The following is a 24,641-nucleotide window of genomic DNA, read 5'->3' as shown; positions in this document are numbered from 1 at the left end:
TAGTTCCAGAGACTGGGGCGTGTCTATTGGATGCGCCCCTACATCATCGTAAAGGCCTGCCGTAGCTGATCGCACAGGGCCTCTACCGCTTCGCCTTTGCCTTTATCGGCAGCATATAGGTTGATCTTTTGCTGGGTCAGCTCAGGCAGCGCGCCACCGTGGTCAATGACCTCCAGATGATCGGGCTTCGTCCCCTCCAGCATCGCTGCAACCGCCAAATCGGCGCTGACTGTCGCTTCGATCGTGCGATCGCTTTCGGTTTCCACCGCCATGTCCCAGGCAATGGCCCGTGCCTCTAACGATTTGATCGCGCCGCTGCGGAAAATGCAGTGGCGGCCAAAGGCCAGCCGCAGCGGGCGCTGTTTCCATGCGCTGCCATTCAGTGCGCCGACCCATTGCAGGGGTTTGCTGGCCAGCGTCTCGCCCTCGGGATCAATGCCGATTTCAGTAGTCAAGATCACATCCACTTCACCCCGGCGGTATTGATCCTTCAATTCGCGGGTGTAGCTGGTCAGCAGTTGCACCTTCATGCGCGGAAAGCTGGCATTAAACATCTGCAGCACCTTGGGCACCGCCGGATAGACGATGTCATGCGGCACGCCCAGAATAATCTCCCCCTGCAGCGATTGATCGGTGAGGCGCGACATGACCTCATCATTCAGGCTGACCATACGGCGCGCGTAACTCAGCAGCTGTTCGCCAGAGGCGGTCAGGCTGACCGCGCGACTGCTGCGGTCGATCAAAGAGAGGTTCAGCAACTCCTCCAGACGCTTCAACTGCATAGAGACGGCAGATTGCGTGAGGTTCAGGAAACCCGCAGCGCGGGTCACGCCGCCCAGTTCCGCAACCGCCACAAAAGAGCGCAGGGTGGTGACATCGAGATTTCGCATTCATCACACTCCTTGATGATAACCTTGCCAAACATTCATTTTCAAAATGAACCACATTGCGGCATACACATCAACAGAAATGATGCGACATCGCACGTTCATCACAAAACGAAAACAAATAGAAGGTGAGACAGCCATGACCACGATGACCAACCGGCGCGCTGCTGCGCTGCGCTCCTCCCGTCCCTTTTCGCTGCTGAGCCGCATGCTGGCAATGCAATCGCTTTACCGTCAGCGCCGCGCCCTCAGCGCGCTTGATTCGGCCGCTCTTAAGGATCTGGGCCTGACACGTGCAGAGGCCGAAGTAGAGGCCGCGCGCCCGATCTGGGACGCGCCGAACCACTGGACCAACTGAACCCGTTAAAATAAGGCTTAAATGCCCCGCCTTTTTGCGGGGCATACCGGCGAATGAAGCGCAAAAATACGCTCGAACCCACCTGCCGCGCCTTGAAAAAGACGCATCTGTCACCGATATTTGAGTTAACCCTCCGGATCACCGGGGGATGGTCCATATTATCGGAGGCTATAATGGCTGAATTCGACACCATCCGAAGCGCAGCGGGTGCCCGTGCCGCACAGATTGACGAGGGTCTGCGCGCCCACATGAACAAAGTTTACGGCACCATGTCTGTTGGCATGCTCATCACCTTCCTTGCCGCATGGGCATTGGCAGGTCTGACCGTTGTGCGTAACGACGCTGGTGAGATGATAGGCCTGACCCAGCTAGGCGCCACCCTGTACGCTTCGCAGCTGAAATGGGTTGTGATGTTCGCGCCTTTGGCCTTCGTCTTCGGCTTTTCGGCGATGATCAACCGTATGTCAGCCGCAACGGCGCAGGTAGTGTTCTACGCGTTTGCCGCTGTCATGGGCATCTCGATCAGCTCGATCTTTCTGGTATTCACCGGCCAGTCGATCATTCAGATCTTCTTGGTCACCGCGATCGCCTTTGCTGGCCTGTCCCTCTACGGTTACACCACCAAGAAGGATATCTCCGGCTGGGGTTCGTTCCTGATCATGGGCGTTATTGGCCTGTTTGTTGCGTCAATCGTCAACATTTTCCTAGGTTCTGGCGTTCTCAGCATGGCCATCTCTGCCATTGGTGTGCTGATCTTTGCCGGCCTGACAGCCTATGACACCCAGAACATCAAAACCACCTACCTGGCACACGCCCATCACGGCGACCAGGAGTGGCTGGGCAAAGCAGCCATCATGGGCGCGCTGAGCCTGTATCTGGACTTCATCAACATGTTCATGATGCTTCTGAACCTGCTGGGCGAGCGTGAATAAACACTTCGACATAGCAAACAACAAAGGCCGGTCATTTCGACCGGCCTTTTCTTTTGGTGATATGATCGCCGAAATTTGGTGCTAATTCAGCTTGCGAAAAGAACGCCATTTTCGCCGCCCCAAGGCTGCAGCTACGCAAAAGAAAACGCCGTGCAGGACCTTTCCTACACGGCGCTTACTTGTCCAAGAGGGCCGATCTTACTTGATCTTGCCTTCTTTGTATTCGACGTGCTTACGCACAACCGGGTCGTACTTACGAACAACCATTTTTTCGGTCATGGTGCGGGCATTTTTCTTGGTCACATAGAAGTGGCCCGTGCCAGCGGTCGAGTTCAGACGGATTTTGATCGTCGTCGGCTTCGCCATTGTTAAATCTCCAGTCGCTTTCGATACGGGTCAGTCGGGCCGCCCGCGGAATCCTTGAAGCCTGCCTTTTAAGGGATCACCCCCCCGAGTCAACAGCAATATGACAGGTTTCTGTGCACAAAAGGAAAAGGCAGGAATTTCCTTCACAAAAACCGAACATAAACATACGCGGAGGGCCTGTAAGCCGGATTCTGTCATAGATGGTAACCCATCCGAGATGACCATTCATCTAGACCTGCTGTTACCAACAGATCTCTAGCTGCCAACCCGGGCCTCTGGGTCAAGGCAGACCCTGCGGACACGCCGCGTGAAGCCCCTATTCGGCATTGCTCCGGGTGGGGCTTGCCGTGCCGGTTCTGTTGCCAGACCCGCGGTGAGCTCTTACCCCACCGTTTCACCCTTACCCCGACGGGGATCCCTATGGCGAACCAAAGAGCCGCGGGGCGGTCTGTTTTCTGTGGCGCTTTCCCTGGGGTTGCCCCCGCCGGGCGTTACCCGGCACCCTTACCTTGTGGAGTCCGGACTTTCCTCTCGTGGCCGGTTACCCTGCCACCAGCGGCCATCCGGCCCTCCGCGCTTGGCTGGTGTAGGCAGTTCGCCCCGTAAGGTCAATCATCCACCGTAATCCATCGACGCGCTCTGAGTGTTCAGCGCGGTTCATTCACAATACCAGCCTCTGCTGCGCACCAAACCGTTTCTGCATCCAGCGGGTGGATCGGACGCGGTGTCCGTTTGAACGGGATGCGCGACAGAACCGGCGTGGTCAGACCCGGCCCGTCAATTTCCACGACACGCTCTGGCGGGAAGTATTCATCAAAGCCCGCACGAAAATGACCCCGGGATTTCACCACAACGGTTTGAAAATCGGCGATCTCAAGCCCGAACCGCTCAATAAACGCTGGATCACAAAGCTGGCGGCGAATACTTGAGATGATGACCAGCACGCCATCACACTCCAGCAGCGCGCAAACACCCAGATCCTGACGACTACCCGCGTAAAGACCACGCCGGCAATCCACCATACCGTCTGCCACCTTCAATACTCTGACCTCGGTGGTCAATTTGCCGGATTGCGGATGTTCCTCGGCCCGGTTGAACCGCGCCTCAAATGTGGCCCCTTCCCCTAATGTGGCCGCTTCAGCGGCAAGCGCAGGATCATAAAGCATGCCGACAATGGCATTGGTCACCCCGCCTTCCAGCATCGCCTTCAAGGTAGCCAATGTGTTACCGCGCCCCCCGCCGCCAGGGTTGTCAGCCACATCACCATAGATATGCGCCGCCGCATCCGATGCCATCAAAGCAACCGCATCGGCAACGGGCGTGAGGGAGATATTAAACTCCTCCCGGGCGTCCCAGAACGCCTGCCCGATGTCGCGCGCCGTACGCAGCGCCACCTCATCAGTGTCGGCGGTCACGGTGACATTCACCCCTGCCTTAGAGGAATCACCGACCGAAAACCCGCTGCAAAGCGACACATTCCAAACCGCGCCTTCAGCACGTGCCACCGCCGCATCCATCATCCGACCATAAGGCCCCGCATCAGTGTTGAGCGTGGTTGAAGGTGGAATAAACGGCAGCTGTACCAGGGCGCGCGCGGTCTTTTCCCCCGCAAATAATCGCCGCATCGCGCGCCCTGCCTCCTGACCACGTTCGAACTGATCGACATGTGGATTGGTGCGGTAGGCAGACAGGAAATCCGCACCGTTGATCATTGCAGGGCTGACGTGGCAATGCAGGTCCAGCGTTACAACCAACGGCGTTTTGGGTCCGATAATGTCGCGCACCAACGTAATCAGCGTACCATCGGGATCTTCATCATTGGTTGCTATGCAGGCGCCATGGGCATCCAGATAGACGGCATCAATATCGGCAGGCAACCGGTCCCGCACGACCTGCAGCAATTCATCAAAGAAGTCCCCCTCCATCATACCACCTGCCCCTGCGGAGGCATCAAAGATCGCCACTGGTTCAAAATCACCAAACGCCTGCATGAAACCCTTCGTGCCTTTTGAGGCGACGGGGGACGGACGTCCCAGTTTTTCTTGATACGCATCCCCCAGCGCAAGGCCTTGGGCAGCAAATTCACTCCGGTCCGTTACAGGAGCGGAACGATTGCTTTCCAGATGGAAGTGAATGAGTGCGATACGTTTGCGTTTCATGGTGTCATGTCCAATTTAGCAATACCTGACAACAGGCGAAGCTGCCCTAAGGTAAAAACAGGCAACACAGGGGCGCTTGGATCATGTTTAGGCTCGCAAATCCTGCGCCACCGTTTGGCCGACCGGTGCGGCCAGCCCGTTTCGGTTCATATTCGTGATTAACGATCCCGAATTTCACTGACCACCTTATTGCTCCTTTTTATGGCCCCATAAGCCAAAGTGCATAACTATAAATTATACCCCCAACAGACTCGACAATAAGCTTTTCAGGAATCGTCCCGGCTCTTACTTTTTATTTCAAGCGTAAACCCAAGAAGGACCGAATAGGCGATATTGCGATGCAAAAACGATCCATAAGCGAAACAGAGAGAGAGTCAGTTATCTCGACCACACACGGGGACACCCCCCTGATGCTGTCCTTTCCCCATTCGGGTGACGTCTACCCTGAGGATTTCGGCTATGATCCGGCCCTCAGCTATTCGCAGATCGACCACCCGTCGGATAAGTATGTCGATGAACTTTTTGGCGCGGCCGCAAATCTCAGCCTGCCCACCATTAAGGCAGAATTTCCCCGCGCCTATGTGGATGTGAACCGCCATCAGCACGATATTGATGCCGATATGCTGGACGACCCCAAAGCATGGCCAGGCCGCTTTCTGCCCAGCGGATCGGTTGAGGTGGGCGCCACGCTGTTCTGGTCAAAGTCCTACGGCACACCGATCTACAACCGTAAACTCAGCGTGGATGAGGCACACAGCCGCTTGTCGCGCTACTTTATCCCCTATCACCAGACCATGACCCATATGGTTGAAAACCTGCGCCGTGAGCATGGTGAAGTCTATATCATTGATTGCCATTCGATGACCCAGTTTGACCACAAGCTGCGCGGCGGCGGCGAACGGCCCCAGATTGATATCGGCACACGCAACGGCTCTTCCTGTGCGCCCGATCTGGCGGAAAAGATGGCCGAGCTGTTCACGGCCCGTGGCTATGATGTGGGCATGAACAAACGGTTTATCGGCGGCGAGGTCACCCTGCGCTATGGTTGGCCCAAGATCGGTCAGCACATTCTGCAGGTCGAGCTGCGCCGTGACCTCTACATGAATGAGGCAACACGCGAGCGGAATGAAAACTTCGCCAAGGTTCAGGCAGACTGCGCCTGGGTTCTGGAACACTACAAAACCTACATTGAAAACCGCGCGTAACCCGCACAAGCGGTTATCGTGACGGTACGACAAGGGAGAAGAAAAATGAAAAAAACACTGATCACACTTAGCTTCGCAGCGGCGCTGGCCATGCCTGCCCTTGCCTCGGCGGATACGCTGCGCATTGGCTTTGCCTCTGCACCGCGCTCCATTGACCCCTATCCGTTCGGCGGCACCCCCACCGCATCGCTGAAAGAGCATGTGTTTGAGGCACTGGTTGCCGCTGACGACAGCCCGCTGCTGGCCGAAAGCTGGGAATGGACCAGCCCGACCTCGCTGACCGTCAAGCTGCGTCAGGGGATTTCTTTCCACGACGGTGGTGCGCTGACCGCGCGTGATGTGGTGTACTCCGCCTGCCGGATGATGAACCTCATCGACGGCAAGCGGAACCTGCTGACCAGCTCAATGGGTCCGGTGGCCGATGTTGTGGCGGTAGATGATCACACTGTCCGCTTCGACATGAAGGCGCCCTACCCGCTATGGGTCCAGAAGATGAAGTTCCTGTCGATCCTGCCCGCCTCTGGCGCAGATACCCCCGCAGGGGCAATCAGCTATGATGATCAGGGCGATTGCGGCATCACACGTTACCCCACCCGCGCCGAATTTGAGGCAGGCGATGCTGCGATCGGTACCGGCCCCTACACCTTTGTACGGTTTGACAAATCCGGCGAAGCGGATCTTGCCAAAAACCCCGCCTACTGGGGCGAAGCGGCTGAATGGGACAATGTTGAAATTCGCACCATCGGCAATGCAGGCGCCCGTCTCGCCGGCTTGCTGGCAGGGGATTTTGATATCATTGAAAACCCCACGACCGAAGATCTGCCAGGCCTGAAAGCAAACCCTGACCTCACCTATACCGCGATACCGTCGTGGCGGTCGATCTTTATGGTTCTGGATGTGAACCCCGAAGGTGCCCCCGGTGTCACCGCCGCAGACGGGTCCGCTCCGCTGGCTGACCTGCGCGTGCGTCAAGCCATGTCAATGGCGATCAATCGTCAGGCCATTGCCGACCGTCTGTTCGGCGGCGAAGCCACCGCAGCCAACCAGTTTGCGCCCAGCTACCGTGCTGGTGCCCCCGAGATGCCCGCGCTGGAATATGATCCGGCCAAGGCAAAGGCCCTGCTGGCCGAAGCGGGCTATGCGGACGGGTTCGAGATCAACTTCTTCGCACCCTCCGACCGTTACGCCAACGGATCGCGCGTGGCGCAGGCGGTGACCCAATATCTGTCGCGCGTCGGCATCACTGTAAACCTCAAGACTGAACCTTGGTCTGTCTTTGCCGGCAAACGCCGCGACCGCGAATTGGGGGCCTTCCTCTATGGCTGGGGCCACCCGCAGGGTGCGGCGCAGATGATCTCCTTTGCTTTTGCATCGCGTGACAAATCGCTGGGCCTTGGGGCTTCGAACTACTCGAATTACCAAAACGACGCGTTTGATGCAGCGATGCAGGCATGGGCGGTTGAAACCGATGATGCCAAAGCCAACGCACACCTTGGTGACGCAATGCGTGTCGCGGTCGCGGATCTGCCGGGTATCCCACTCTACTATCAGCACAGCATCTGGGCTCACCGCGCGGATCTGGTTGTTGATGGCCGTCAGGACGAACGCACCAGCGCAACCACCGTGTCGCGTAAATAAAAACGCCATGCGCGCGCCCCGGGCCCGGCTGCCCTTTGGTTCGGGGCGCGCGCACACGTAGTCTTTTCTTCACAAAACATCCTTCACAGGTTCGTTCACAGGGGGTGAGTCCATGTTGAGTTTCGTCGGCAAACGGTTGGGACAGAGCGCCATTCTGATCCTTATCATGTCTGCCTTGGTTTTCTTCGGTATGTACGTCATATCTGATCCGGTCGCGGTCCTCGCAGGCGAGGATTTCACCGAAGAGGACCGGTTGGCATTGGCTGCAGAACTGGGCGTCGACCGCCCGCTGATTGCGCAGTACATTACCTTTCTGGGCAACGTCATACGCGGTGACTTCGGCATCTCCTTTGTCTACAATCGCCCCGTTCTGGACCTTATCCTTGAACGCCTGCCTGCCACGCTAGAAGTTGCCTTCTTTGCGATGTTCATCGGTCTGGTCGTCGGCATCCCGCTGGGCGTCTACTCCGGTCTGAACCAAAAGGCGCGCAGCACCAAGACGATCAGCTTCACCACCACGGTCGGCTATTCGATCCCGAACTTCTGGCAAGGTGTCCTGCTGATCCTACTGTTTTCTGTCTGGTTCAAAGTGTTGCCAGCATCGGGCCGCGGCGACACCGTTGATATATTCGGCGTCGGCTGGTCGCTCTTTAGCCTTGATGGCCTCAGCCACTTGATCCTGCCAGCGCTGAACCTTGCGATCTATACGATCTGTCTGCAGGCGCGACTGGCCCGATCCGGTACCCAAGAGGTGATGTATCAGGATTATATGACTTTTGCCCGCGCCAAAGGTATCAGCCGCAACCGCATCGTGCGCCGCCATCTGGTGCGCAACATCCTGATCCCGATTGTGACCATCACCGGTCTGCAACTGGGCGGCCTCATCGCCTTTGCCACAGTCACCGAAACGGTGTTCTCCTGGCCCGGTATCGGCAAACTGCTACTGGACAGTATCCACAGTTCCGACCGTCCGGTTGTTGTCGCCTATCTGATCCTGATCACGCTGATGTTCGTGACCATCAACTTCATCGTCGACGTGCTCTATGCACTGCTCGATCCGCGCATCCGCTACACCTGAGGGAGGGAAGACATGTCCAGCGATGTAACGAATACTGATGTCGAAACTCTCGATACCGTCAACACAGGCGAACCCACCTTTTCCGAGAAGTTCTGGAAGGTCTTTCGCGGTCATCCGGGCGCACTGGCAGGGCTGATTGGGATCACCATCTTTGTCCTTCTGGCCATTTTCGCGCCGCTGATTGCGCCTCAGGACCCCTATGACCAGGCGCAGCTTGATATCCTTGATGGTTTATTGCCACCAGGATCCACCTTGTGGGACGGCACACCCAGCCTGCTTGGCACAGATGCGCTTGGCCGCGATATCCTGTCGGCAGTTCTTTACGGTTTGCGTATCTCTCTCTTTGTGGCGCTGGTGGCAGTGATCGTTGGGTCTGCCATCGGGGTGTTTATGGGCCTCTTGGCCGCGATGAAGGGCGGCTGGGTCGAAACAGCGATCATGCGTGCCGTGGACCTCAAGATGAGCTTTCCCGGCATCCTGCTGGCACTGATGGTTCTGGCGGTCTTCGGGTCAGGCATCGACAAGGTGATCATCGCGCTGATCATCGGTGCATGGGCATCAGAGGCACGGCTGGTCCGCGCGGTGGCCTTGTCGGAGCTAAAGAAAGAATACATCGACGCCGCCCGACTGGCAGGCCTGTCGGACTGGCGCATCATGGGGCGGTTCTTGTTCCCCAACTCGATCTCGCCGGTGCTGGTGGTATTGCCGATGTCCATCTCGGGCGCAATTGGTGCAGAGGCCACACTGTCCTTCCTCGGCGTGGGCGTGCCGATCACCGAACCCTCGCTGGGCCTGCTGATCGCCAATGGCAACGACTACATCCTCTCGGGAAAATGGTGGATCAGCCTCTTCCCCGGTCTCGTACTGGTGGCAATGGTGCTGTGTATCAACATGGTTGCCGACCGCCTGCGTGACCACGCCAACCCCTATCTGCGCGGAAAGGATTGATCCATGACAGAGCACCTTATTCATGTCGAAGATCTGACCATCGCCTACCCGATGGCCGACGGAGAAAAATTCCGTGCCATCGACGGGTTCTCAATGACCGTAAACCGTGGCCAGATCGTTGGCGTCGTTGGTGAGAGCGGCGCGGGCAAGTCTACCATCGGCAAGGCCACGTTGGGGCTGTTGGATGAAAACGCAGTGATCGACACCGGCGGCGTGTCGCTGGATCAGGTGATGGTCACCCAACTGGAAGAACACGCCTTCACTGACATTCGCGGCAACAAAGTCGGCTACATCTACCAAAATCCGATGACCGCGCTGAATCCAGTGCTCACCATTGGCGAACAGATCGTAGAGGCGATCGAAGCCAACACCGACAAACGTGGCAGTGCCGCGCGTGATTATGCCATCACACTGCTGGAACAGGCGGAGGTCCCCCACCCCGAAGAACGGCTGTCGAAATATCCGCACCAACTGTCAGGCGGCCTGTGCCAGCGGATCGTCTTTGCTATCGCGATCAGTGCAAAACCCGATCTTATCATCGCGGATGAACCGACGACTGCACTGGATGTTACGGTGCAAAAGGCGGTGTTGGACACGCTGGTCAAACTGACCCGTCAGGAAAACATCGCCATCATCCTCATCACCCACGACATGGGCGTCGTGGCTGAGATGTGTGATTACGTCTATGTCCTGCGCCACGGCAAACTGGTCGAAGAAGGCCCAACCGCGCAGGTGCTAAAACATCCGACACAGCCATATAGCCGGGAATTGATGGCCGCGATTCCGCGCATCGACACCAAGATCGAACGCTTTGCGGTACCCGGCGGTCTCGGCAAGGCAGAAGACCGCCAGCGCGCCATCGACTACCTGATGTCGCGCAAAACTGACGCCGGCGTCGAAGGCACCCCGCTGCTGAGCGTACGCAACCTGTCCAAGACCTTCACCAACAACGCCACGGCCCTGAAAGCGGCAACTGACTTCAAGGCGGTATCTGACGTTAGCTTTGACGTCTATCCCGGCGAAACACTGGGCATTGTGGGCGAAAGCGGATCCGGCAAATCCACCGTAGGCCGGATGATCCTTGGGCTACACAAACCTGATGCAGGGTATGAAATCACCTATCGCGGCCGCAATATCGACGATCTGAAGTCCCGCGCGGACAAACTGGCCCACCGGCAATCGTTGCAGTGTATCTTTCAGGATCCCTATTCGTCGCTCAATCCGCGGATGACGGCCGGTGACAACATCACCTACGCGCTGCGTGCCCACGGCACCCTGACACGCCAAGAGGCGCGCACCCTTGCGGGTGATCTCATGGAACTGGTCGGCCTGCCCCGCGCGTCCGCCCGCAAGATGCCGCATGCTTTTTCGGGTGGCGAGCGTCAGCGGATCGGAATCGCACGCGCACTGTCCTTCCGGCCTGACTTCATCTTCTGTGACGAACCCACCTCAGCCTTGGATGTGACGGTTCAGGCAGAGCTGCTGAACCTGATGAAAGATCTGCAGGACCAGCTGGGTTTGACACTGCTGTTTGTCAGCCACGATCTGTCTGTGGTGCGTCAGATGTGTGACCGCGTCATGGTCATGAAAGCGGGCGAAGTGGTCGAAGCGGGCGATTGCGAAAAAGTTTTGGTTGCCCCTGATCACCCCTACACCCAAGGCCTGCTGGCCGCGATGCCGCGGTTCCGCCCCGAAGAGGCGTCATAAGAAAGCTTTTGCAGTTTTGCGTGATCGGTGCTGAAATGAGTAAAACCCACCGATCACGCATAAGGACACGCTATGCCCAAGTCCAACCGGATTCGGCGCCTGAAACATATCGAGGCCTTTTCCGCCGTCGTTTCCACGGGATCTTTCTCCGCCGCAGCACGTCAGCTGGGCGTATCGCAGCCCGCGATCAGCCAATTGATCAAAGTGCTGGAAGATTCCATCGGCGCACCGCTGTTCATCCGCCGCAACGGCGCTGTTTTCCCCACCAACCGCGCCGAAAGTCTGCGGGAGGACGCGGTCAGCCTGCTGGCGCATCTGGACCGGTTTCAGGCTCAGCTGTCTTATGGTCACACCGGCCTGCTATCGACGATCCGACTGTCCGCGTCGATGAGTATCGCCAATGAAATCCTGCCCCAGATGGTTAGCAAGATCACCGCTCATCACCCCGAAGCGATGTTCTACGTCAGTTCCGTTCCCCTGCCCGACATGGTGCAAGCATTGGTGCAGGGCCACATTGATTTCGCCTTTCACACCCGCCGGTTCGATCATCCCGGCCTGCATTCGGAAATCATCGGCGCCGCGCCGCAGGTTGCCGTACTGCCCGCCAGCCACCCACTGGCCGCACGCGACACCTTGGCAGTAGCCGATTTTGACGGACAGAGAATTGTCACCTCTACGCGCAACGATCCGGCCTACCGCTATTTTGCCCGCCTATGGCAGGAACACGGCATCTCAGTCAAAACTGTCTTACAGTCGCCCTTTGCAGGTTTTTCCATTCAGATGGTCAATGCCATGTCCGCAGTAACCTTCAGCAACGCACTGGTCGCCAAACACATCTGCGATCGAAACAGCGACCTTGTCTATAGAACCGTGGACGGGGTCGAATATCAAACGCCCTTCTATATGGCCTGCGCAGACTGGCAGGCGACGTCTGACACCCGCGAATTGTTGATGAATAGTTTCCCTGAATATTCCACTCAATGAGCGAACACTCGAAGCACTGCTTGCAGCGCGCAGAACTCGCGTCCCCCCTCTATCGGAGTAACGGGATTGATCGGCGTTCGCCTTGATCTTTTAAGGTATCAAAGGCCGCCGAACCAACAGTCAAAATCACGCTTATTCCGAACGCAAGTTTAGTATTATAAATATGACATTCACTTGCCCATAGCATTTGGAACTTATACCTAGAGTTAAATATCTCGAAGACCTTTCATATAAAGGACGCACACTTGGCTAGATTTGTGTTTTTAGGGAACAGTATTACCCATCATGAGCCCAATACTTCGATCGGTTGGTTAGGAAACTACGGGATGGCAGCCAGCAGTGCAGATCGCGACTATGCCCATCTAACATTCGGGGCGCTCGGGGCAAGCACTGACACTCTCTTTATCGAGAATATGTACCCTCTCGAATGGGACAGCACATCACTGTCGGCAGACATAAATGATGTTGCTCCTGATATCATGGATGCGGACTTTCTAGTACTACAATTTGGCGACAACGCTGCCTTCCCTGACAATGCAGATGAACTCAGCGCTCTGTATGACGCAATATCGTCAAACGTCACGAGTTCAACTGAAGTATTCGTCACAAGCACCTACTGGCGAACCCAAGAGACAGACGCTCTAATTTACCAAAAATCCTCGGCATTGGGCGCAGAATTCATTTTCTTAGGAGATATCTTCCTGACGCAAAAAGCCAAAGACTTTCCTGTTTTTGATCATCCTGGTGTCAATATACATCCGAAAGACCACCAAATGGCCGAGATCTCCAAACGTATAGTCGATCGTCACGAGGCCGCTAGAGACATAGACCTTTTGGAAGGCATTGAATTCTCAGGCACCAAAGGCGTACTTGATCAGGGATACCTTACCAGTACTGGTGTGAGCGGGTTCAAAATTAGCTTTGAGGGGGCTGAATCATCCGCGACTAATGCCCTGAGCATATACGAAGTGACCGTAGATGGGGAAATTATAAACGCCCGCATCTTGGCCAGTGACAGTAAAGCTGCTGAAGGAACGAGCATAGAAGTCACCGATATGACGGCAGCAAACAAAATCGGCTTCTTTATTGTGAAAGGCGGCGCTTCTATAGAAGATGAATTTGTGTTTACACGGAATGGCACATCTAGCGTCAGAGGTGCAGTCTATGATGGTGAAATTTACCATTCATTCGCTTCAAGATTGAATGCAGATGGTATAGAGCATGTCGTTACAGCTCATACAGAAAAGGGTTTCATGATGGGTTTTGAGGACACCCGAGGCGGAGGAGACCGAGATTTCCAAGACGCGGTTATTTATATTGAAGACTTTGCGCTCTTCTGACGCAAAGAAAACAACTCCAACCCAATTTCAGCCAGCTACCATCTGCCCATGACGATACTTCCAGACAATACCCGCGAATTGTTGATGAATAGCTTCCTGAGGTACCTACCGATCTGAAGTCACACTGCCCCCCGTCTAAGCGCATCGCATGGTAGGCTGCTATACGCGGCCACGCGCTGGGATTTCCGTGCATTTTAGCATCTAACTGAGCTTGTAAAGTGGTACCCGCGGCCGGACTCGAACCGGCACGGCCTATACGGCCTAGAGATTTTAAGTCTCCTGTGTCTACCATTCCACCACGCGGGCAGCCTGCGGAGGGGCCTGCCCCCCGTGAATGGTCTGGCGGACCATAGCGAAAACCTGCGGGGTGTAAAGCCGTGCTGTGACACATCCGGCGATCAATAGAAATCAGAGGTCCGTATCAGACCGCAGGGCATCTTCTGGCAACAACATGCCGCGTTCCGGCAACCACGGGTTCAGCGCCAATGCTTGCCTTAACAACGCCTGCCCTTCCTCCAGCTTATTTAGCGCCATCAGCGTCAGTGCCTTGCCAGCCAATGCAGCCACATGGGTTGGGGAACGTTCCAGCGCATGATCCAGATCCGCCAACGCCGCCGTGTATTCTTGCGTCAGGAAAAGCACGAAAGCGCGTTGATTATAGCCTTCGGCATAATCTGGACAGTAAGCCACAAGCGCATCAAAATCCGCCTTTGCGCCGACGTAGTCAAACGACGCACGCTTGGCCATACCGCGATCCAGTATCGCCTGCGCCACTTCATCAGGAGCTTTCGCCCAAATCGCCCACATCTCATTGCTAATCAACTGGCCGGACCGAGCATCAGGTGCAATTCGCGCCTGATTGAGAAGCGCTGCGATCTGATCCCCGTGATCCACCGCTGGTGGACAGTCCGCCGCATGAAGCGGGCCAGACAGGATGGCAATCAGGAGGGTGGCGGAGGGGGACAAGACGCGTTTCATATCCCAAATCGTCGCATAATTTCGCAACCAATCAAGTCACGGCTGCGCGATCTGCAATTGACTCCGCCCGCTGCAATGCAGAGATTTCAAGGCATGTTTCCCATTCGCGACCACAATCCGTCCAGCCGCACGCCCTTTGTCACCTATGCACTGATTGCGATCAACGTGCTGATATTCATCGGCTATTCCGATATGTTCGACAATCCGCGCAGGCTTTACGCTTTTTTTGACGCATGGGCGCTGTTTCCTGATCGCGTCAGCCGTGGCGAGGATCTGCACGGGCTATTTAGCACCATGTTTTTGCACGGTGGCTGGATGCATCTGAGGGGCAATATGCTGTTTCTGTGGATATTTGGCGACAACCTTGAGGATGAGATGGGCCATCTGGGCTACCTCTTCTTCTACCTTGCCTCAGGCCTTGCTGCGGCGCTGGCTCATGTGATTGCCGCGCCGTGGTCGGATGTGCCGACGGTCGGCGCTTCGGGTGCGATTGCGGGCGTCATGGGCGGCTATCTACTGCTGTTCCCACGCGCGCGGGTGGATATCCTGTTCTTCATCGTCTTCTTCATCCGCATCTTCACTGTGCCTGCGTGGATTGTTCTGGCGGCATGGTTCGGCTTTCAAATCATCGGCGGCGCGGGGGCAGATGCGACAGGTGGCGGTGTCGCCTATTGGGCCCATGCGGGCGGGTTTGTCGCCGGATTTGTCCTGACCCTGCCCCTGTGGCTACGGCGAGGTGCGACACGCTACTGGCAACGCCAACATGGCCGCCCGCCCCATCCAGAGGTCCAGTATCACTATTCCAGCAGCCGCATTCCCACCGTAAGGAGAAAGAGATGACCACGCCCCTAACTGATCCTGTCACACTGACCTGCCACTGCGGCGCGGTTGAGTTGCGTGTTCGTCTCAGCGATGGGCTGAACACAGCAAGACGCTGTGACTGTTCGTTTTGCCGACGTCGCGGCGCCATCGCGGTTTCGGCCCCGCTGGATGGGATTGAGGTGGTGAAGGGGGCAGAGAACCTGACGCTTTACACCTGGGGCACAGGCACGGCGAAGCACCACTTCTGCAAGACCTGCGGCATCTACACCCACCACCAGCGTCGGTCTAACCCGAATGAGTACGGTGTGAACGCCGCCTGCATCGAAGGTGTTAATCCACGTGATCTGGGACAGGTGGATTGGGCGGATGGCGTTAATCATCCCAGTGATCGCTAGACCCACGCCCACAAAGAAAAACCGCCCGACTGTCTCAGTAGCGGGCGGTTTCCAAACTGTCACACAAGATCGCGCGGCTTAGTCGCGGGCGCAGATAATCTTGGAGAATTTTTCGAAGATGTCGTTGTTGGCGATCACCAGATTACCGTCCTGCAGGGGATCCTGACCTTCGCGGATCGGGCCGATCATCGCGCCTGCCTCAGTTGCAATCAACGTACCGGCGGCGATGTCCCAGATGTTCAGTTCACGCTCCCAGTAGCCATCATAGCGGCCAGCAGCCACATAGGCCAGATCCAGCGCAGCAGAGCCGAAGCGGCGCACGCCAGCACATTCAGGCATGATACGCGCCAGATCCTGCAGGGTGGCAGGCAGGGTACGTTTTGCAGCAAAGGGAATGCCGGTGGCAAAGACGGCTTCGATCATCCGGTGACGACCCGACACACGCAGACGATTGCTGTCGTTCAGCCATGCGCCCGCACCTTTTTCCGCGTAGAACATTTCGTCCTTGGCAGCATCATAGACAACGCCGGAGACGATCTGACCCTTATGCTCCAGCGCGATAGAGATCGCCCAGTGTGGCAAGCCGTGCAGGAAGTTGGTGGTGCCGTCCAGCGGATCCACGATCCAGCGACGGGTCGGGTCCTGGCCCTCTTCCTCACCGCTTTCTTCGCCCAACCAGCCATATGTGGGACGTGCGCCCATCAGTTCGGCCTTCAGGATTTCTTCGGCGGCCATATCAGCCTTGGAGACGAAGTCACCTGCGCCTTTCATCGACACCTGCAGGTTTTCCACCTCACGGAAGTCCTTCACCAGCGACCGGCCTGCCTTGCGGGCGGCTTTGATCATGATGTTGAGATTTGCACTGCCTTGCATCGGTGAGGCTCCTCGAGTTTGCGGACGTTTGATCGGCACGTTTTATTGGCGGGGCGCCGTGGCGCGCGTTCAAGCCGTGCGTATAGGCCGGGTTTGCCTTTTTGCCAAGGGGGTTTCGCCTTGCGGAGCGTGCATATCTGCGTTGCGGTTTAACGTATCATTGACGCAGGGATGGGGGCACTTCCCCCGGTTCGACCGGACCTTCCCCGCAGTATTTTTGGAACATTGAAAGGGACGGCGATTATTGGCGTTGCAGTTTCACAGGTTCCGTTCGCGCCAGCCGGATGAAATGAGAGACAAAGGGACGGCTCACATCGTCAGACCGTACGGCGGCGTATAGGCGTTTGGTCAGGCCGTTTTCCGTGATCGGACGTGTCACATAATCAGAGGAGTACTTTACCTCCCGCACCACCCAATCAGGCAGGACCGCGACACCGCGGTTGGAAGCGACCAAGAGCAAGATCACCGCTGTCAGTTCAACCTTTCGCTGGGCAGCGGGTTCCACGCCTGCGGGGGTCAGCAATTCAGTAAAAACATCCAATCGGGCGCGGTCCACCGGATAGGTGATCAGGGTTTCGCCCGCAAAATCTGCGGCCTCCACCCAATCCTTCTGCGCCAACGGATGCGTTGCGGCGGCAACAAACACCGGCGCGTAGTCAAAAAGCGGAATGAACTCCACCCCCGGAATATCCTCTGGGTCGGAGGAGACGACCAGATCCACCTCTTCCTTCTGCAAGGCGGGCAGCGCATCAAACGACAGACCGGGGCGGATATCCACATCCACCTCGCCCCATGCTTTGCGGAACTGTTCCAGCACCGGAAACAGCCATTCGAAACAGGCGTGACATTCAATGGCGATGTGCAAGCGGCCCGTCTTGCCTGACAGGATGCCCTTAAACTGTTCCTCCAGCGCGGCCATTTCTGGCAGGATCTTCTCCGCTGATTGCAGTAGGCGCCGACCGGCGGCCGTCAGCTGCATCGGCTTTGAGCGGCGCACGAACAACTCCACACCCGTTTGTTCCTCAAGGTGTTTAATCTGATGCGACAGTGCCGACTGGGTGATGTGCAGTTGATCAGCCGCACGGGCCAAACTGCCCGCTTCATCAATCGCCTTGATCGTGCGCAGGTGGCGCATTTCGATATGCATTATGAGCAATCCTCAAGTTGACCATTAGTATTATGAAGTTGTCTCACATTGCGGATTTGGCGACAAGAGGCACGACACGTCATTCTGTTTGGAGTACCCCCATGTCTGTTTCCCAGCCTGCTGCCACGTCTGTCCCTGCTGTATCGTTCGAGTTCTTCCCGCCGCAAAATCTGGAAGCCTCGTTCCGTCTGTGGGACACAGTTCAGGTTCTGGCACCGCTGGCACCACGCTTTGTCTCTGTCACCTATGGCGCGGGCGGCACCACGCGGGATCTGACCCGCGATGCGGTGGCAACCTTGCACAAGACATCAGGCCTCAACGTGGCGGCGCATCTGACCTGTGTGGAGGCGACGCGCGCTGAAACGCTGGCAATTGCCGATGAATTTGCCGCTGCCGGCGTCACTGACATTGTGGCACTGCGTGGCGACCCACCGAAAGGCGCCAACGGGTTTCAGCCGCATACCGATGGTTTCGCCAGTTCGGTCGAGTTGATCGAAGCGCTGGCCGCCACCGGCACGTTCAACATCCGAGTCGGTGCCTACCCTGAAAAGCACCCCGAAAGCCCCTCCACCGCTGCGGACGTCGACTGGCTAAAACGCAAGCTGGACGCAGGCGCAGATGAGGCCCTGACCCAGTTCTTCTTCGAGGCAGAGACATTCTTCCGCTTCCGCGACGCCTGCGCCAAGGCGGGGATTGAAGATCGCATTGTGCCCGGCATTCTGCCAATTGAGAACTTCAAAGGTGTGACGAAATTTGCCGAACGCTGCGGCACCTCTGTGCCCGCATGGGTGACACAGGCCTTCGAGAAGGCAGAGCGGATCGATCAGCAGGACCTCTTGGCCACGGCGCTGTGTACTGAACTGTGCAGCGAGCTGATCGAAGGCGGCGTGGACAAGCTGCATTTCTATACACTGAACCGCCCCGAACTGACCCGTGATGTCTGTCACGCGCTGGGAGTCACCCCGCAAGTGGCGCTGCAGAACGTAGCGTAAGCAAAATCAGCCTGTCCCGTCCTACCCCTTGCCAAATGGGGGCAGGCACGCAACCCTCCCGCCTTGGAAAAGGGAGGTTTCATATGTCTGTAGTACACGCACCGTGGTTTGCCAAAACGCCAGCGGATCTGCTGACCGGGGAAGAACTGCTGGCCGTGTCCGGTCTGGAAGCAATGCAAAAGGTTCTGCGCGGCGAGGTGGCAGGTGCTCCGATCGGGCAGTTAATGGGCTTCATCCTGAGCGAAGTGGAGGACGGGCGCGTCAGCTTTGACGGCGTACCAGACTTTCAGGTAGCGAACCCAATGGGCACAGTGCATGGCGGCTGGTACGGCACTGTTCTGGACAGTTGCATGGCCTGCGCAGTGATGACCAAGGTGCCGCAGGGCAGTGTTTACACCACAATGGAATACAAAATTAACATCATCCGCGCCATTCCGCTGGGGACCAAGGTGCGCGCCACCGGCGTGGTACAGCATGCAGGCCGGTCCAGCGGCGTCGCCAATGGAGAAATCCGCGGTGTCGAGGATGATCGTCTTTATGCCACTGGATCGACCACCTGCATCATCCTGAAGATGAAGTAACCTCACCGCCAACGTGTTCAGGCAAAGGGTCGGGCAAAGGTTCAGCCAGGTGTTCGGTCACAGAAACGCCCGGCGGGCGCAAGGGCGCGGGCGCAGTGGGCAATGCTGTGGCAGTGGCATGCAAATGTTCCGAAATGTCCTGCCCGATGCGGCGTTTTTTGCGCAGCAGAAACATCTTGCCCCAGCCCCGCCATGATCCGACCGAAGGCGCGCCAGGGTCACAAGGGAAGCGTGTGCGCCATCCCTCGGGCAACGACAGACCGCAGGCTTCGGCATGTTCCAACATCCAGACCAGCGGAATATTGGCCAGCGGACGCGAGGCATGGGACATGTCCAGCTGCCCGCCCACATCGCCATGGGTGCCGCGGAACCAGACCTGCTCGACGCGGCATGTGCTCGGCTTTTCACATTCCCACAGGATCGGCTCAAATACCTGTCGTGTTTCATCCAGTGCCAACGCATGAAACCCATGTTTGACCGAAGCACCGAGGTGATGGTTATGGAACCCGTGCTTCACCTCTGCCCAGCGCCATAAAAGCGGCAGCCGCACGCCCAACGCCTTCACCGTGTCCCAGACCCCGATCATCTCAATCGCCACATCATCGTGACAATACGCCAGCGTAAAGGTCGCCGCCGCATCACTGCCCGGGGTGCATTCGTAGTGCCGGTAGGCTTGTTGAATATTGCGTTCAGTCGCATGCTCGGTGCGCAAGAGGCCGACCTGATCAATCACCCCCGCAAGGGAGCGCACCGCGTAGGCACCGCGTGAATATCCCAACAGAAAGATCTGATCGCCGGGACGATAGCGGGATGCCAGATAGCCATAGGCGCGGCGGATCTGACGATTGATGCCCCGCCCCATCATCACGTCTGGTGCATGACGCCATTGGCCCCATTGCACGCCCGCCTCATAGTAGACAGACACCGGCGATCCGATTTCCGAAATGAGCCGATAGGCCAACCCTGCATTCGTCTCACACCCCGGTGTCAGCGACGACATGGTGCCATCTAGAATGATCACATGGGTGACGTTGCTCCGTGTCACCGGCATCGGGGACCGGCCTGACCAGCGGTCGGGCTTGATCCAGTCGATGAGGCGTTTGGCAACGTTAGTGAGCGGCATCCTGTAATAATTCCCATGTTCTAAGCGGCGTAAGCGGCATATCCACATGTCGCACTCCACGCGACCAAAGCGCGTCGAGCACAGCATTGGTACTACATGCCATTGCACCAACCGTGCCAGCTTCGCCGCAGCCCTTCATTCCCATCGGGTTTGCGGTGCTTGGCACAGCCTCGGTTGAAAACTGGATCATCGGCAGATCGGCAGCGCGTGGCATAGCGTAATCCATGAAGGACGCGCTCAAGAGCTGGCCCTGATCATCATGGACCACATGTTCCATCAACGCCTGCCCAACCCCTTGTGCAACACCACCGTGAACCTGCCCCTCGGCAAGCATCGGGTTGATCAGATTGCCGAAGTCATCAACGACCGTATAGCGATCAAGCGTAATTTCACCGGTATCGGGATCCACCTCCACCTCGGCCACATGTGCCCCATTGGGGAAGCTGCGGGCCGGTAGGGTTGCGCGTGCCTCATGGGCCAGCAAATCCGCACGGCCATCCACGCGCGCCATCTCTGCCGCCTCGACCAAGGTTGGCGTCATGTTCGATCCCGGCGCGCGGAAGGTTTCATGGTCAAATGTCACATCTTCCGTTGCCACACCCATTTTGTCCGCCAGATAGGGAGCAAAGGCGGCGACCATCACATCCACAGTTGCCAGCATAGCATTGGCCTGAACAGTGACAGAACGCGATCCACCAGTGCCCCCACCCTTCTCAATCCGGTCACTATCGCCCTGCACAACAGTGATCAGATCCGCCGGAATACCCGTCTGATCCGAAAGGAAGGTAATATAAGCCGTTTCGTGTCCCTGCCCATTTGATTGCGTGCCTACATAGATTGCCACGCTCCCATCCTCATTAAACTCTACCTTCGCGCCTTCCGCAGGATCGCCCAAAATACTTTCGATATAGTAACAGGTCCCCATGCCGCGCAGCTTGCCCGCGGCCTCACTGGCGGCGCGGCGCGCGTCAAAACCTGCAAGGTCAGATCGTTCCGCCGCCGCATTCAGCACGCGGGTGAAGTCGCCCACGTCATAGGTTTCACCCGTTGCAGCCTTATAGGGGAACTGATCCGGCTTGATGAAATTGATGCGCCGCAACTCCCATGGATCCACACCCAACTCCCGCGCGGCAGCGTCCATCATGCGTTCCAGAAGATAGATCGCCTCTGGTCGGCCCGCCCCCCGATAGGCGTCTGTATAGGTGGTATTGGTGTAGATGCCTTCGACGTGGATATAGGTGTCCTGCACGTCATAGGTACCTGCCAGCACGCGGGTGAACAGCTGCGTCTGCATGATCTGACCGAACTGGCTGTTATAGGCCCCGAGGTTGCAAAGCGTATGCACCTTATAGCCGATGATGCGATTGTCCGCGTCAAAGGCCAGCGCCGCGTCAGAGATCAGATCGCGCGCCTGATGGTCCGACAGCATCGCCTCGCCCCGTTCCGACACCCAAGCGACCGGACGTTTCAACATCCGCGCCGCCTGCGCCACGGCGAGATATTCGGGGTACATCATCGTCTTCATTCCGAACCCCCCACCCACATCAGGTATAGTGACCCGCACATCGGATTTATCCATGCCCAGCATACGGGCAAATTCATCCCGAGGTCCCCAAACCCCCTGCCCACTGAAACAAACGTGCAGGCGGTCCTCCTCCATCTCTGCGTAGCAGCCGCGTGTTTCGAGTGAATTGACGATCACACGGTTGTCACCAACCTGCATGCGCACCACCTTGGCCGCGCGATCAAAGGCCGCATCAGTTGCCGCCTCATCCCCCAAGGCCCAATCAAAAGCGCGGTTGTCCGGTGCCACCTCATGAATGGTTGGCCCACCAACGCTAAGGTCTGTTTTGACCTCCAGATCCTCGTAATCGAGCATGATCATCTCTGCCGCGTCGCGGGCCTGATCCAGTGTTTCAGCCACAACCAAGGCCACCGCTTCGCCAACAAACCGCAGTTGGTCACCTGCCAACACAGGCCGATGCGGTGCCGCAGCCTTCGTGCCATCGCGGTTGGTCAGCAGAATTGCGTGCATGTTTTGTGTAATGCCAGCGGCCAGCAGATCCGCGCCGGTCAACACCAGCTGCACACCGTCTGCCTCCCGCGCGTCTGTGACATCCAATTCAGTCACCCGCGCATGGGCGACGGGCGAGCGCAGGACAACAGCCCGCAACGCGCCGTCGGGCAGCACATCCTCCAGATACCCCCCTGCCCCTTTGAGGAAGCGGATATCTTCAACCCGTTTAACCGGTTGGCTTTTGCCGAACTTATCCATGCGCTGTTTCCTGTGACACCATATTTCCTGACTCACAGGTTAATGGGATCACGCCACATGTCCAGCCGCCTATCCGGAAAGTGAGAGAAGCGGCGCAAACAAGGCGGTTTGCGCCGCATTGCGGAATTCATCGAGGCGGACAATCAAGACAGTATCAGGGACGCATCCCCTCAGGCTTGGGCGGACGACCGTCTTTAGAAGGCTTGCCACCTTTGCTACCTTTTGAGCCGCCTTTGCGCTTTTTCAGCGCCTCTTCCAGACGATCCGCATAGGCCGCACGTTCCGCCGCGTCCATATCAGAAAGATGCTCGATCAACAGGGCCTGCCCCATCTCGGCACGGGCATGACCAAAAGCGATCTGCTGACGCAGCACCTGCGCCAATGCATCACGATCCAGCGGGTCACGGCGCAGCAACTGCAAGACCTGATTGTGGGATTGGCGAATGCTGGTGCGGCTAGGCAGATCAGCGCTTTGACGGCGCATGTCATGCCAGATAGCACGGCGATCGGCAGGCGTCAGCGCGTGCGTATAGGCGCCAGCAATCTGGCTGGCCTGCACAGGCCGTTTATCACTGTCCGGCCCGCCGAAACGTAGGAAAGCACCGGCGACGATACCCAGCACCGCCAAGTTAAGCGCCAGTGATGCAAACAGCAGTACACGCAACCACAGTTTCGGCTTTGAAACAGGCTGCGCCTTTGGGGATTCTTGCGCCATATCTTTGCCCTTCTCCTTAGCCTTCGCTCAAAAGCGTATCAAATTCGGATGCAAACCCGGGGAAGGCATCCACCAGATACTCATCACTGTCCAGCGCCAGAACCGTGCTTGCGCTGTCCAGCATCACATCCGACGGATTCATCCCGATCCACACCCCAGCGACAGAGGCCGTGACCAGCCCTGCCAACGCAGGCCAACCACCGAGTGCGGCCAGCACATCGCGCAGCAAGGAGCGTGTCTTGGGGCCCGGCGCGGGTGCTATAACAACGGCCGCTTGCGCCTGCACGGCCATAGCATCCGCCATCACACGGTCCATAAGATCCATACTGGTTTGCAGATCATTACCCTGATCGTCGACGCCACGCGCCAGCGCAAACAGGTCATCCAGCGCTGCCAGATCGTCCGCTGACACATCATCGAACGCTAGACCCTCTGCCTTGTCTTCCTGATAACGCTTCTTATCCATCGCTATACCCCAAATCCTCGCGCCGGCCGGCCAGTGCCGCCGCCAGCGCGCGCTTGCCCCGCGCAGTCAGACTTTCGACCGCTTCAGTGCTGATGTCCATGATGGCGGCAATCTCGGGATTGGCCAGCCCTTCTATATGGCGCAGCGTCACCGCCTGACGCTGTCGGTCCGGCAGCGAGTCGAGCGCACGGTAAAGCGCATCCAGACGGGCGCGGTCCTGCATACCATCTGCCACGCTTGCGCGATCGTCTGCGGGTTCGGGGATCGCTTCGATCCCCACGCTGGGACGACGCCGCAGCCGATCCGTGCAAAGGTTTGCCACAACACGATACAGCCAGGTTGTTACTTTGGCCTCGCCCTGTCGCCACTCTGGCGCAATCTTCCACAGGCGCATCATTGCATCCTGCGCCACATCTTCTGCCTCTGCTCGATTGCCCAGCATGCGCATCGCCTGCGCAAAAGCCCGCGGTGTCAACCGCAGAGCTAGTGATCGCGCAGCATCCGCATCGCCATTGGCAAAGAGAACCAAAAGGGCGTCATCTGGGATCTCACTGAGTGTGTCGAGCGCCATATCCATACCAGTTCAGGCGTATCCTGTTCCCGCGCACAGAACAATCGTCATGCGCAATTGCCATGGGCATTGATGCCCCCCACCGCACCAGTGATCCGACA

The 24,641-nt window shown here is 57.5% G+C and carries 24 protein-coding genes, 1 tRNA gene and 1 other RNA gene; 13 read left to right on the top strand and 13 right to left on the bottom strand.

Annotation, left to right across the window (positions count from 1 at the left end; genetic code table 11):
* Nucleotides 1-38: 38 nt before the first annotated feature.
* Nucleotides 39-890, bottom strand: coding sequence for a LysR family transcriptional regulator (locus MHM86_RS12210; protein ID WP_239199912.1), 852 nt, complete (start codon nucleotides 888-890; stop codon nucleotides 39-41).
* A gap of 136 nt (nucleotides 891-1,026) precedes the next feature.
* On the opposite strand from MHM86_RS12210, the gene MHM86_RS12205 reads away from it, so the two are divergent.
* Nucleotides 1,027-1,245 carry a DUF1127 domain-containing protein gene (locus MHM86_RS12205; RefSeq protein ID WP_239199909.1) on the top strand — a complete coding sequence of 73 codons (219 nt, stop codon included), beginning with the start codon at nucleotides 1,027-1,029 and terminating at the stop codon, nucleotides 1,243-1,245.
* Between the two features lie 173 nt (nucleotides 1,246-1,418).
* A complete protein-coding gene (locus MHM86_RS12200; protein ID WP_239199906.1) occupies nucleotides 1,419-2,177 on the top strand; it encodes a Bax inhibitor-1/YccA family protein in 759 nt (252 codons plus the stop codon).
* A 198-nt stretch (nucleotides 2,178-2,375) separates the two neighbouring features.
* Here the strand turns inward: MHM86_RS12200 and rpmG are convergent, their stop codons facing one another.
* The 3 genes from rpmG to MHM86_RS12185 all read right to left on the bottom strand — a co-directional run bounded on the left by rpmG (nucleotide 2,376) and on the right by MHM86_RS12185 (nucleotide 4,702).
* Complete coding sequence (gene rpmG, locus MHM86_RS12195) at nucleotides 2,376-2,543, bottom strand: 50S ribosomal protein L33 (RefSeq protein ID WP_007814563.1); 168 nt, start codon at nucleotides 2,541-2,543, stop codon at nucleotides 2,376-2,378.
* Nucleotides 2,544-2,707: 164 nt separating this feature from the next.
* An RNA gene (gene rnpB / locus MHM86_RS12190) (RNase P RNA component class A) lies at nucleotides 2,708-3,118 on the bottom strand.
* A 72-nt stretch (nucleotides 3,119-3,190) separates the two neighbouring features.
* Nucleotides 3,191-4,702 (bottom strand): M81 family metallopeptidase, encoded by a 1,512-nt coding sequence (locus tag MHM86_RS12185; RefSeq protein WP_239199903.1) that lies wholly within the window; start codon nucleotides 4,700-4,702, stop codon nucleotides 3,191-3,193.
* A 410-nt stretch (nucleotides 4,703-5,112) separates the two neighbouring features.
* Between MHM86_RS12185 and MHM86_RS12180 the strand changes: the two genes are divergently transcribed.
* The 7 genes from MHM86_RS12180 to MHM86_RS12150 all read left to right on the top strand — a co-directional run bounded on the left by MHM86_RS12180 (nucleotide 5,113) and on the right by MHM86_RS12150 (nucleotide 13,602).
* Entirely contained in the window at nucleotides 5,113-5,907 is a 795-nt protein-coding gene (locus tag MHM86_RS12180; protein WP_239199900.1) for an N-formylglutamate amidohydrolase, read from the top strand.
* Between the two features lie 45 nt (nucleotides 5,908-5,952).
* The gene (locus MHM86_RS12175; RefSeq protein ID WP_239199897.1) at nucleotides 5,953-7,545 is read left to right on the top strand and encodes an ABC transporter substrate-binding protein; all 1,593 of its coding nucleotides are present in this window, start codon (nucleotides 5,953-5,955) and stop codon (nucleotides 7,543-7,545) included.
* A 112-nt stretch (nucleotides 7,546-7,657) separates the two neighbouring features.
* Nucleotides 7,658-8,623, top strand: a complete 966-nt coding sequence (locus MHM86_RS12170) for an ABC transporter permease (protein WP_239199894.1) — start codon at nucleotides 7,658-7,660, stop codon at nucleotides 8,621-8,623.
* Nucleotides 8,624-8,635: 12 nt separating this feature from the next.
* Complete coding sequence (locus tag MHM86_RS12165) at nucleotides 8,636-9,571, top strand: ABC transporter permease (protein ID WP_239199891.1); 936 nt, start codon at nucleotides 8,636-8,638, stop codon at nucleotides 9,569-9,571.
* A gap of 3 nt (nucleotides 9,572-9,574) precedes the next feature.
* On the top strand, nucleotides 9,575-11,278 hold the full coding sequence (locus MHM86_RS12160; RefSeq protein ID WP_239199888.1) for an ABC transporter ATP-binding protein: 1,704 nt from the start codon (nucleotides 9,575-9,577) through the stop codon (nucleotides 11,276-11,278).
* Between the two features lie 72 nt (nucleotides 11,279-11,350).
* On the top strand, nucleotides 11,351-12,262 hold the full coding sequence (locus MHM86_RS12155; RefSeq protein WP_239199885.1) for a LysR family transcriptional regulator: 912 nt from the start codon (nucleotides 11,351-11,353) through the stop codon (nucleotides 12,260-12,262).
* Nucleotides 12,263-12,507: 245 nt separating this feature from the next.
* Nucleotides 12,508-13,602 carry a DUF4114 domain-containing protein gene (locus tag MHM86_RS12150; RefSeq protein ID WP_239199882.1) on the top strand — a complete coding sequence of 365 codons (1,095 nt, stop codon included), beginning with the start codon at nucleotides 12,508-12,510 and terminating at the stop codon, nucleotides 13,600-13,602.
* A gap of 219 nt (nucleotides 13,603-13,821) precedes the next feature.
* Here the strand turns inward: MHM86_RS12150 and MHM86_RS12145 are convergent.
* Nucleotides 13,822-13,908 (bottom strand) — tRNA-Leu (locus tag MHM86_RS12145).
* A gap of 102 nt (nucleotides 13,909-14,010) precedes the next feature.
* A complete protein-coding gene (locus MHM86_RS12140; protein ID WP_239199879.1) occupies nucleotides 14,011-14,580 on the bottom strand; it encodes a tetratricopeptide repeat protein in 570 nt (189 codons plus the stop codon).
* A gap of 93 nt (nucleotides 14,581-14,673) precedes the next feature.
* Between MHM86_RS12140 and MHM86_RS12135 the strand changes: the two genes are divergently transcribed.
* Both MHM86_RS12135 and MHM86_RS12130 read left to right on the top strand, forming a co-directional pair.
* Nucleotides 14,674-15,420, top strand: coding sequence for a rhomboid family intramembrane serine protease (locus MHM86_RS12135; RefSeq protein ID WP_239199876.1), 747 nt, complete (start codon nucleotides 14,674-14,676; stop codon nucleotides 15,418-15,420).
* Complete coding sequence (locus MHM86_RS12130; protein WP_239199873.1) at nucleotides 15,417-15,797, top strand: GFA family protein; 381 nt, start codon at nucleotides 15,417-15,419, stop codon at nucleotides 15,795-15,797. The genes MHM86_RS12135 and MHM86_RS12130 overlap by 4 nt, the downstream gene beginning before the upstream one ends.
* A gap of 78 nt (nucleotides 15,798-15,875) precedes the next feature.
* Here MHM86_RS12130 and MHM86_RS12125 read toward each other — a convergent pair whose 3' ends face one another.
* Both MHM86_RS12125 and MHM86_RS12120 read right to left on the bottom strand, forming a co-directional pair.
* The gene (locus MHM86_RS12125) at nucleotides 15,876-16,670 is read right to left on the bottom strand and encodes an inositol monophosphatase family protein (protein WP_239199871.1); all 795 of its coding nucleotides are present in this window, start codon (nucleotides 16,668-16,670) and stop codon (nucleotides 15,876-15,878) included.
* 241 nt (nucleotides 16,671-16,911) lie between these two features.
* A complete protein-coding gene (locus tag MHM86_RS12120; RefSeq protein ID WP_239199869.1) occupies nucleotides 16,912-17,817 on the bottom strand; it encodes a LysR family transcriptional regulator in 906 nt (301 codons plus the stop codon).
* A 101-nt stretch (nucleotides 17,818-17,918) separates the two neighbouring features.
* Between MHM86_RS12120 and metF the strand changes: the two genes are divergently transcribed.
* Together metF and MHM86_RS12110 are read left to right on the top strand one after the other, a co-directional pair.
* The gene (gene metF, locus MHM86_RS12115) at nucleotides 17,919-18,809 is read left to right on the top strand and encodes a methylenetetrahydrofolate reductase [NAD(P)H] (RefSeq protein ID WP_239199867.1); all 891 of its coding nucleotides are present in this window, start codon (nucleotides 17,919-17,921) and stop codon (nucleotides 18,807-18,809) included.
* An 83-nt stretch (nucleotides 18,810-18,892) separates the two neighbouring features.
* Nucleotides 18,893-19,390: a PaaI family thioesterase gene (locus MHM86_RS12110; RefSeq protein ID WP_239199865.1), complete on the top strand. Its 498-nt coding sequence runs from the start codon at nucleotides 18,893-18,895 to the stop codon at nucleotides 19,388-19,390.
* Here the strand turns inward: MHM86_RS12110 and MHM86_RS12105 are convergent.
* From MHM86_RS12105 to MHM86_RS12085, 5 genes are all read right to left on the bottom strand, one after another.
* Complete coding sequence (locus MHM86_RS12105; RefSeq protein WP_239199863.1) at nucleotides 19,371-20,513, bottom strand: DUF2235 domain-containing protein; 1,143 nt, start codon at nucleotides 20,511-20,513, stop codon at nucleotides 19,371-19,373. The genes MHM86_RS12110 and MHM86_RS12105 overlap by 20 nt on opposite strands.
* Nucleotides 20,500-22,788, bottom strand: a complete 2,289-nt coding sequence (locus MHM86_RS12100) for a xanthine dehydrogenase family protein molybdopterin-binding subunit (protein ID WP_239199861.1) — start codon at nucleotides 22,786-22,788, stop codon at nucleotides 20,500-20,502. Before MHM86_RS12100 ends, MHM86_RS12105 begins: the two co-directional genes overlap by 14 nt.
* Before the next feature lie 154 nt (nucleotides 22,789-22,942).
* Nucleotides 22,943-23,503 (bottom strand): periplasmic heavy metal sensor, encoded by a 561-nt coding sequence (locus tag MHM86_RS12095; RefSeq protein WP_239199859.1) that lies wholly within the window; start codon nucleotides 23,501-23,503, stop codon nucleotides 22,943-22,945.
* A 16-nt stretch (nucleotides 23,504-23,519) separates the two neighbouring features.
* Complete coding sequence (locus MHM86_RS12090; protein WP_239199857.1) at nucleotides 23,520-23,969, bottom strand: hypothetical protein; 450 nt, start codon at nucleotides 23,967-23,969, stop codon at nucleotides 23,520-23,522.
* Nucleotides 23,962-24,546, bottom strand: a complete 585-nt coding sequence (locus MHM86_RS12085; RefSeq protein ID WP_239199854.1) for an RNA polymerase sigma factor — start codon at nucleotides 24,544-24,546, stop codon at nucleotides 23,962-23,964. The genes MHM86_RS12090 and MHM86_RS12085 overlap by 8 nt, the downstream gene beginning before the upstream one ends.
* Nucleotides 24,547-24,641 lie beyond the last annotated feature (95 nt).

Source organism: Thalassobius sp. Cn5-15 (assembly GCF_022347685.1).
GTDB lineage: Bacteria > Pseudomonadota > Alphaproteobacteria > Rhodobacterales > Rhodobacteraceae > Thalassobius.
Note: the sequence above shows the minus strand (reverse complement) of the source record. Positions and strands in the feature narration are given on the sequence as shown.

Coding starts and splice junctions, on each gene's coding strand:
- MHM86_RS12085 (WP_239199854.1), bottom strand. CDS start 24,546: ATGGATATGGCGCTCGACACACTCAGTGAGATCCCAGATGACGCCCTT.
- rpmG (WP_007814563.1), bottom strand. CDS start 2,543: ATGGCGAAGCCGACGACGATCAAAATCCGTCTGAACTCGACCGCTGGC.
- MHM86_RS12120 (WP_239199869.1), bottom strand. CDS start 17,817: ATGCATATCGAAATGCGCCACCTGCGCACGATCAAGGCGATTGATGAA.
- MHM86_RS12155 (WP_239199885.1), top strand. CDS start 11,351: ATGCCCAAGTCCAACCGGATTCGGCGCCTGAAACATATCGAGGCCTTT.
- MHM86_RS12205 (WP_239199909.1), top strand. CDS start 1,027: ATGACCACGATGACCAACCGGCGCGCTGCTGCGCTGCGCTCCTCCCGT.
- MHM86_RS12180 (WP_239199900.1), top strand. CDS start 5,113: ATGCTGTCCTTTCCCCATTCGGGTGACGTCTACCCTGAGGATTTCGGC.
- MHM86_RS12095 (WP_239199859.1), bottom strand. CDS start 23,503: ATGGCGCAAGAATCCCCAAAGGCGCAGCCTGTTTCAAAGCCGAAACTG.
- MHM86_RS12170 (WP_239199894.1), top strand. CDS start 7,658: ATGTTGAGTTTCGTCGGCAAACGGTTGGGACAGAGCGCCATTCTGATC.
- MHM86_RS12130 (WP_239199873.1), top strand. CDS start 15,417: ATGACCACGCCCCTAACTGATCCTGTCACACTGACCTGCCACTGCGGC.
- MHM86_RS12165 (WP_239199891.1), top strand. CDS start 8,636: ATGTCCAGCGATGTAACGAATACTGATGTCGAAACTCTCGATACCGTC.
- MHM86_RS12210 (WP_239199912.1), bottom strand. CDS start 890: ATGCGAAATCTCGATGTCACCACCCTGCGCTCTTTTGTGGCGGTTGCG.
- MHM86_RS12160 (WP_239199888.1), top strand. CDS start 9,575: ATGACAGAGCACCTTATTCATGTCGAAGATCTGACCATCGCCTACCCG.
- MHM86_RS12135 (WP_239199876.1), top strand. CDS start 14,674: ATGTTTCCCATTCGCGACCACAATCCGTCCAGCCGCACGCCCTTTGTC.
- MHM86_RS12090 (WP_239199857.1), bottom strand. CDS start 23,969: ATGGATAAGAAGCGTTATCAGGAAGACAAGGCAGAGGGTCTAGCGTTC.
- metF (WP_239199867.1), top strand. CDS start 17,919: ATGTCTGTTTCCCAGCCTGCTGCCACGTCTGTCCCTGCTGTATCGTTC.
- MHM86_RS12125 (WP_239199871.1), bottom strand. CDS start 16,670: ATGCAAGGCAGTGCAAATCTCAACATCATGATCAAAGCCGCCCGCAAG.
- MHM86_RS12185 (WP_239199903.1), bottom strand. CDS start 4,702: ATGAAACGCAAACGTATCGCACTCATTCACTTCCATCTGGAAAGCAAT.
- MHM86_RS12175 (WP_239199897.1), top strand. CDS start 5,953: ATGAAAAAAACACTGATCACACTTAGCTTCGCAGCGGCGCTGGCCATG.
- MHM86_RS12200 (WP_239199906.1), top strand. CDS start 1,419: ATGGCTGAATTCGACACCATCCGAAGCGCAGCGGGTGCCCGTGCCGCA.
- MHM86_RS12100 (WP_239199861.1), bottom strand. CDS start 22,788: ATGGATAAGTTCGGCAAAAGCCAACCGGTTAAACGGGTTGAAGATATC.
- MHM86_RS12110 (WP_239199865.1), top strand. CDS start 18,893: ATGTCTGTAGTACACGCACCGTGGTTTGCCAAAACGCCAGCGGATCTG.
- MHM86_RS12105 (WP_239199863.1), bottom strand. CDS start 20,513: ATGCCGCTCACTAACGTTGCCAAACGCCTCATCGACTGGATCAAGCCC.
- MHM86_RS12140 (WP_239199879.1), bottom strand. CDS start 14,580: ATGAAACGCGTCTTGTCCCCCTCCGCCACCCTCCTGATTGCCATCCTG.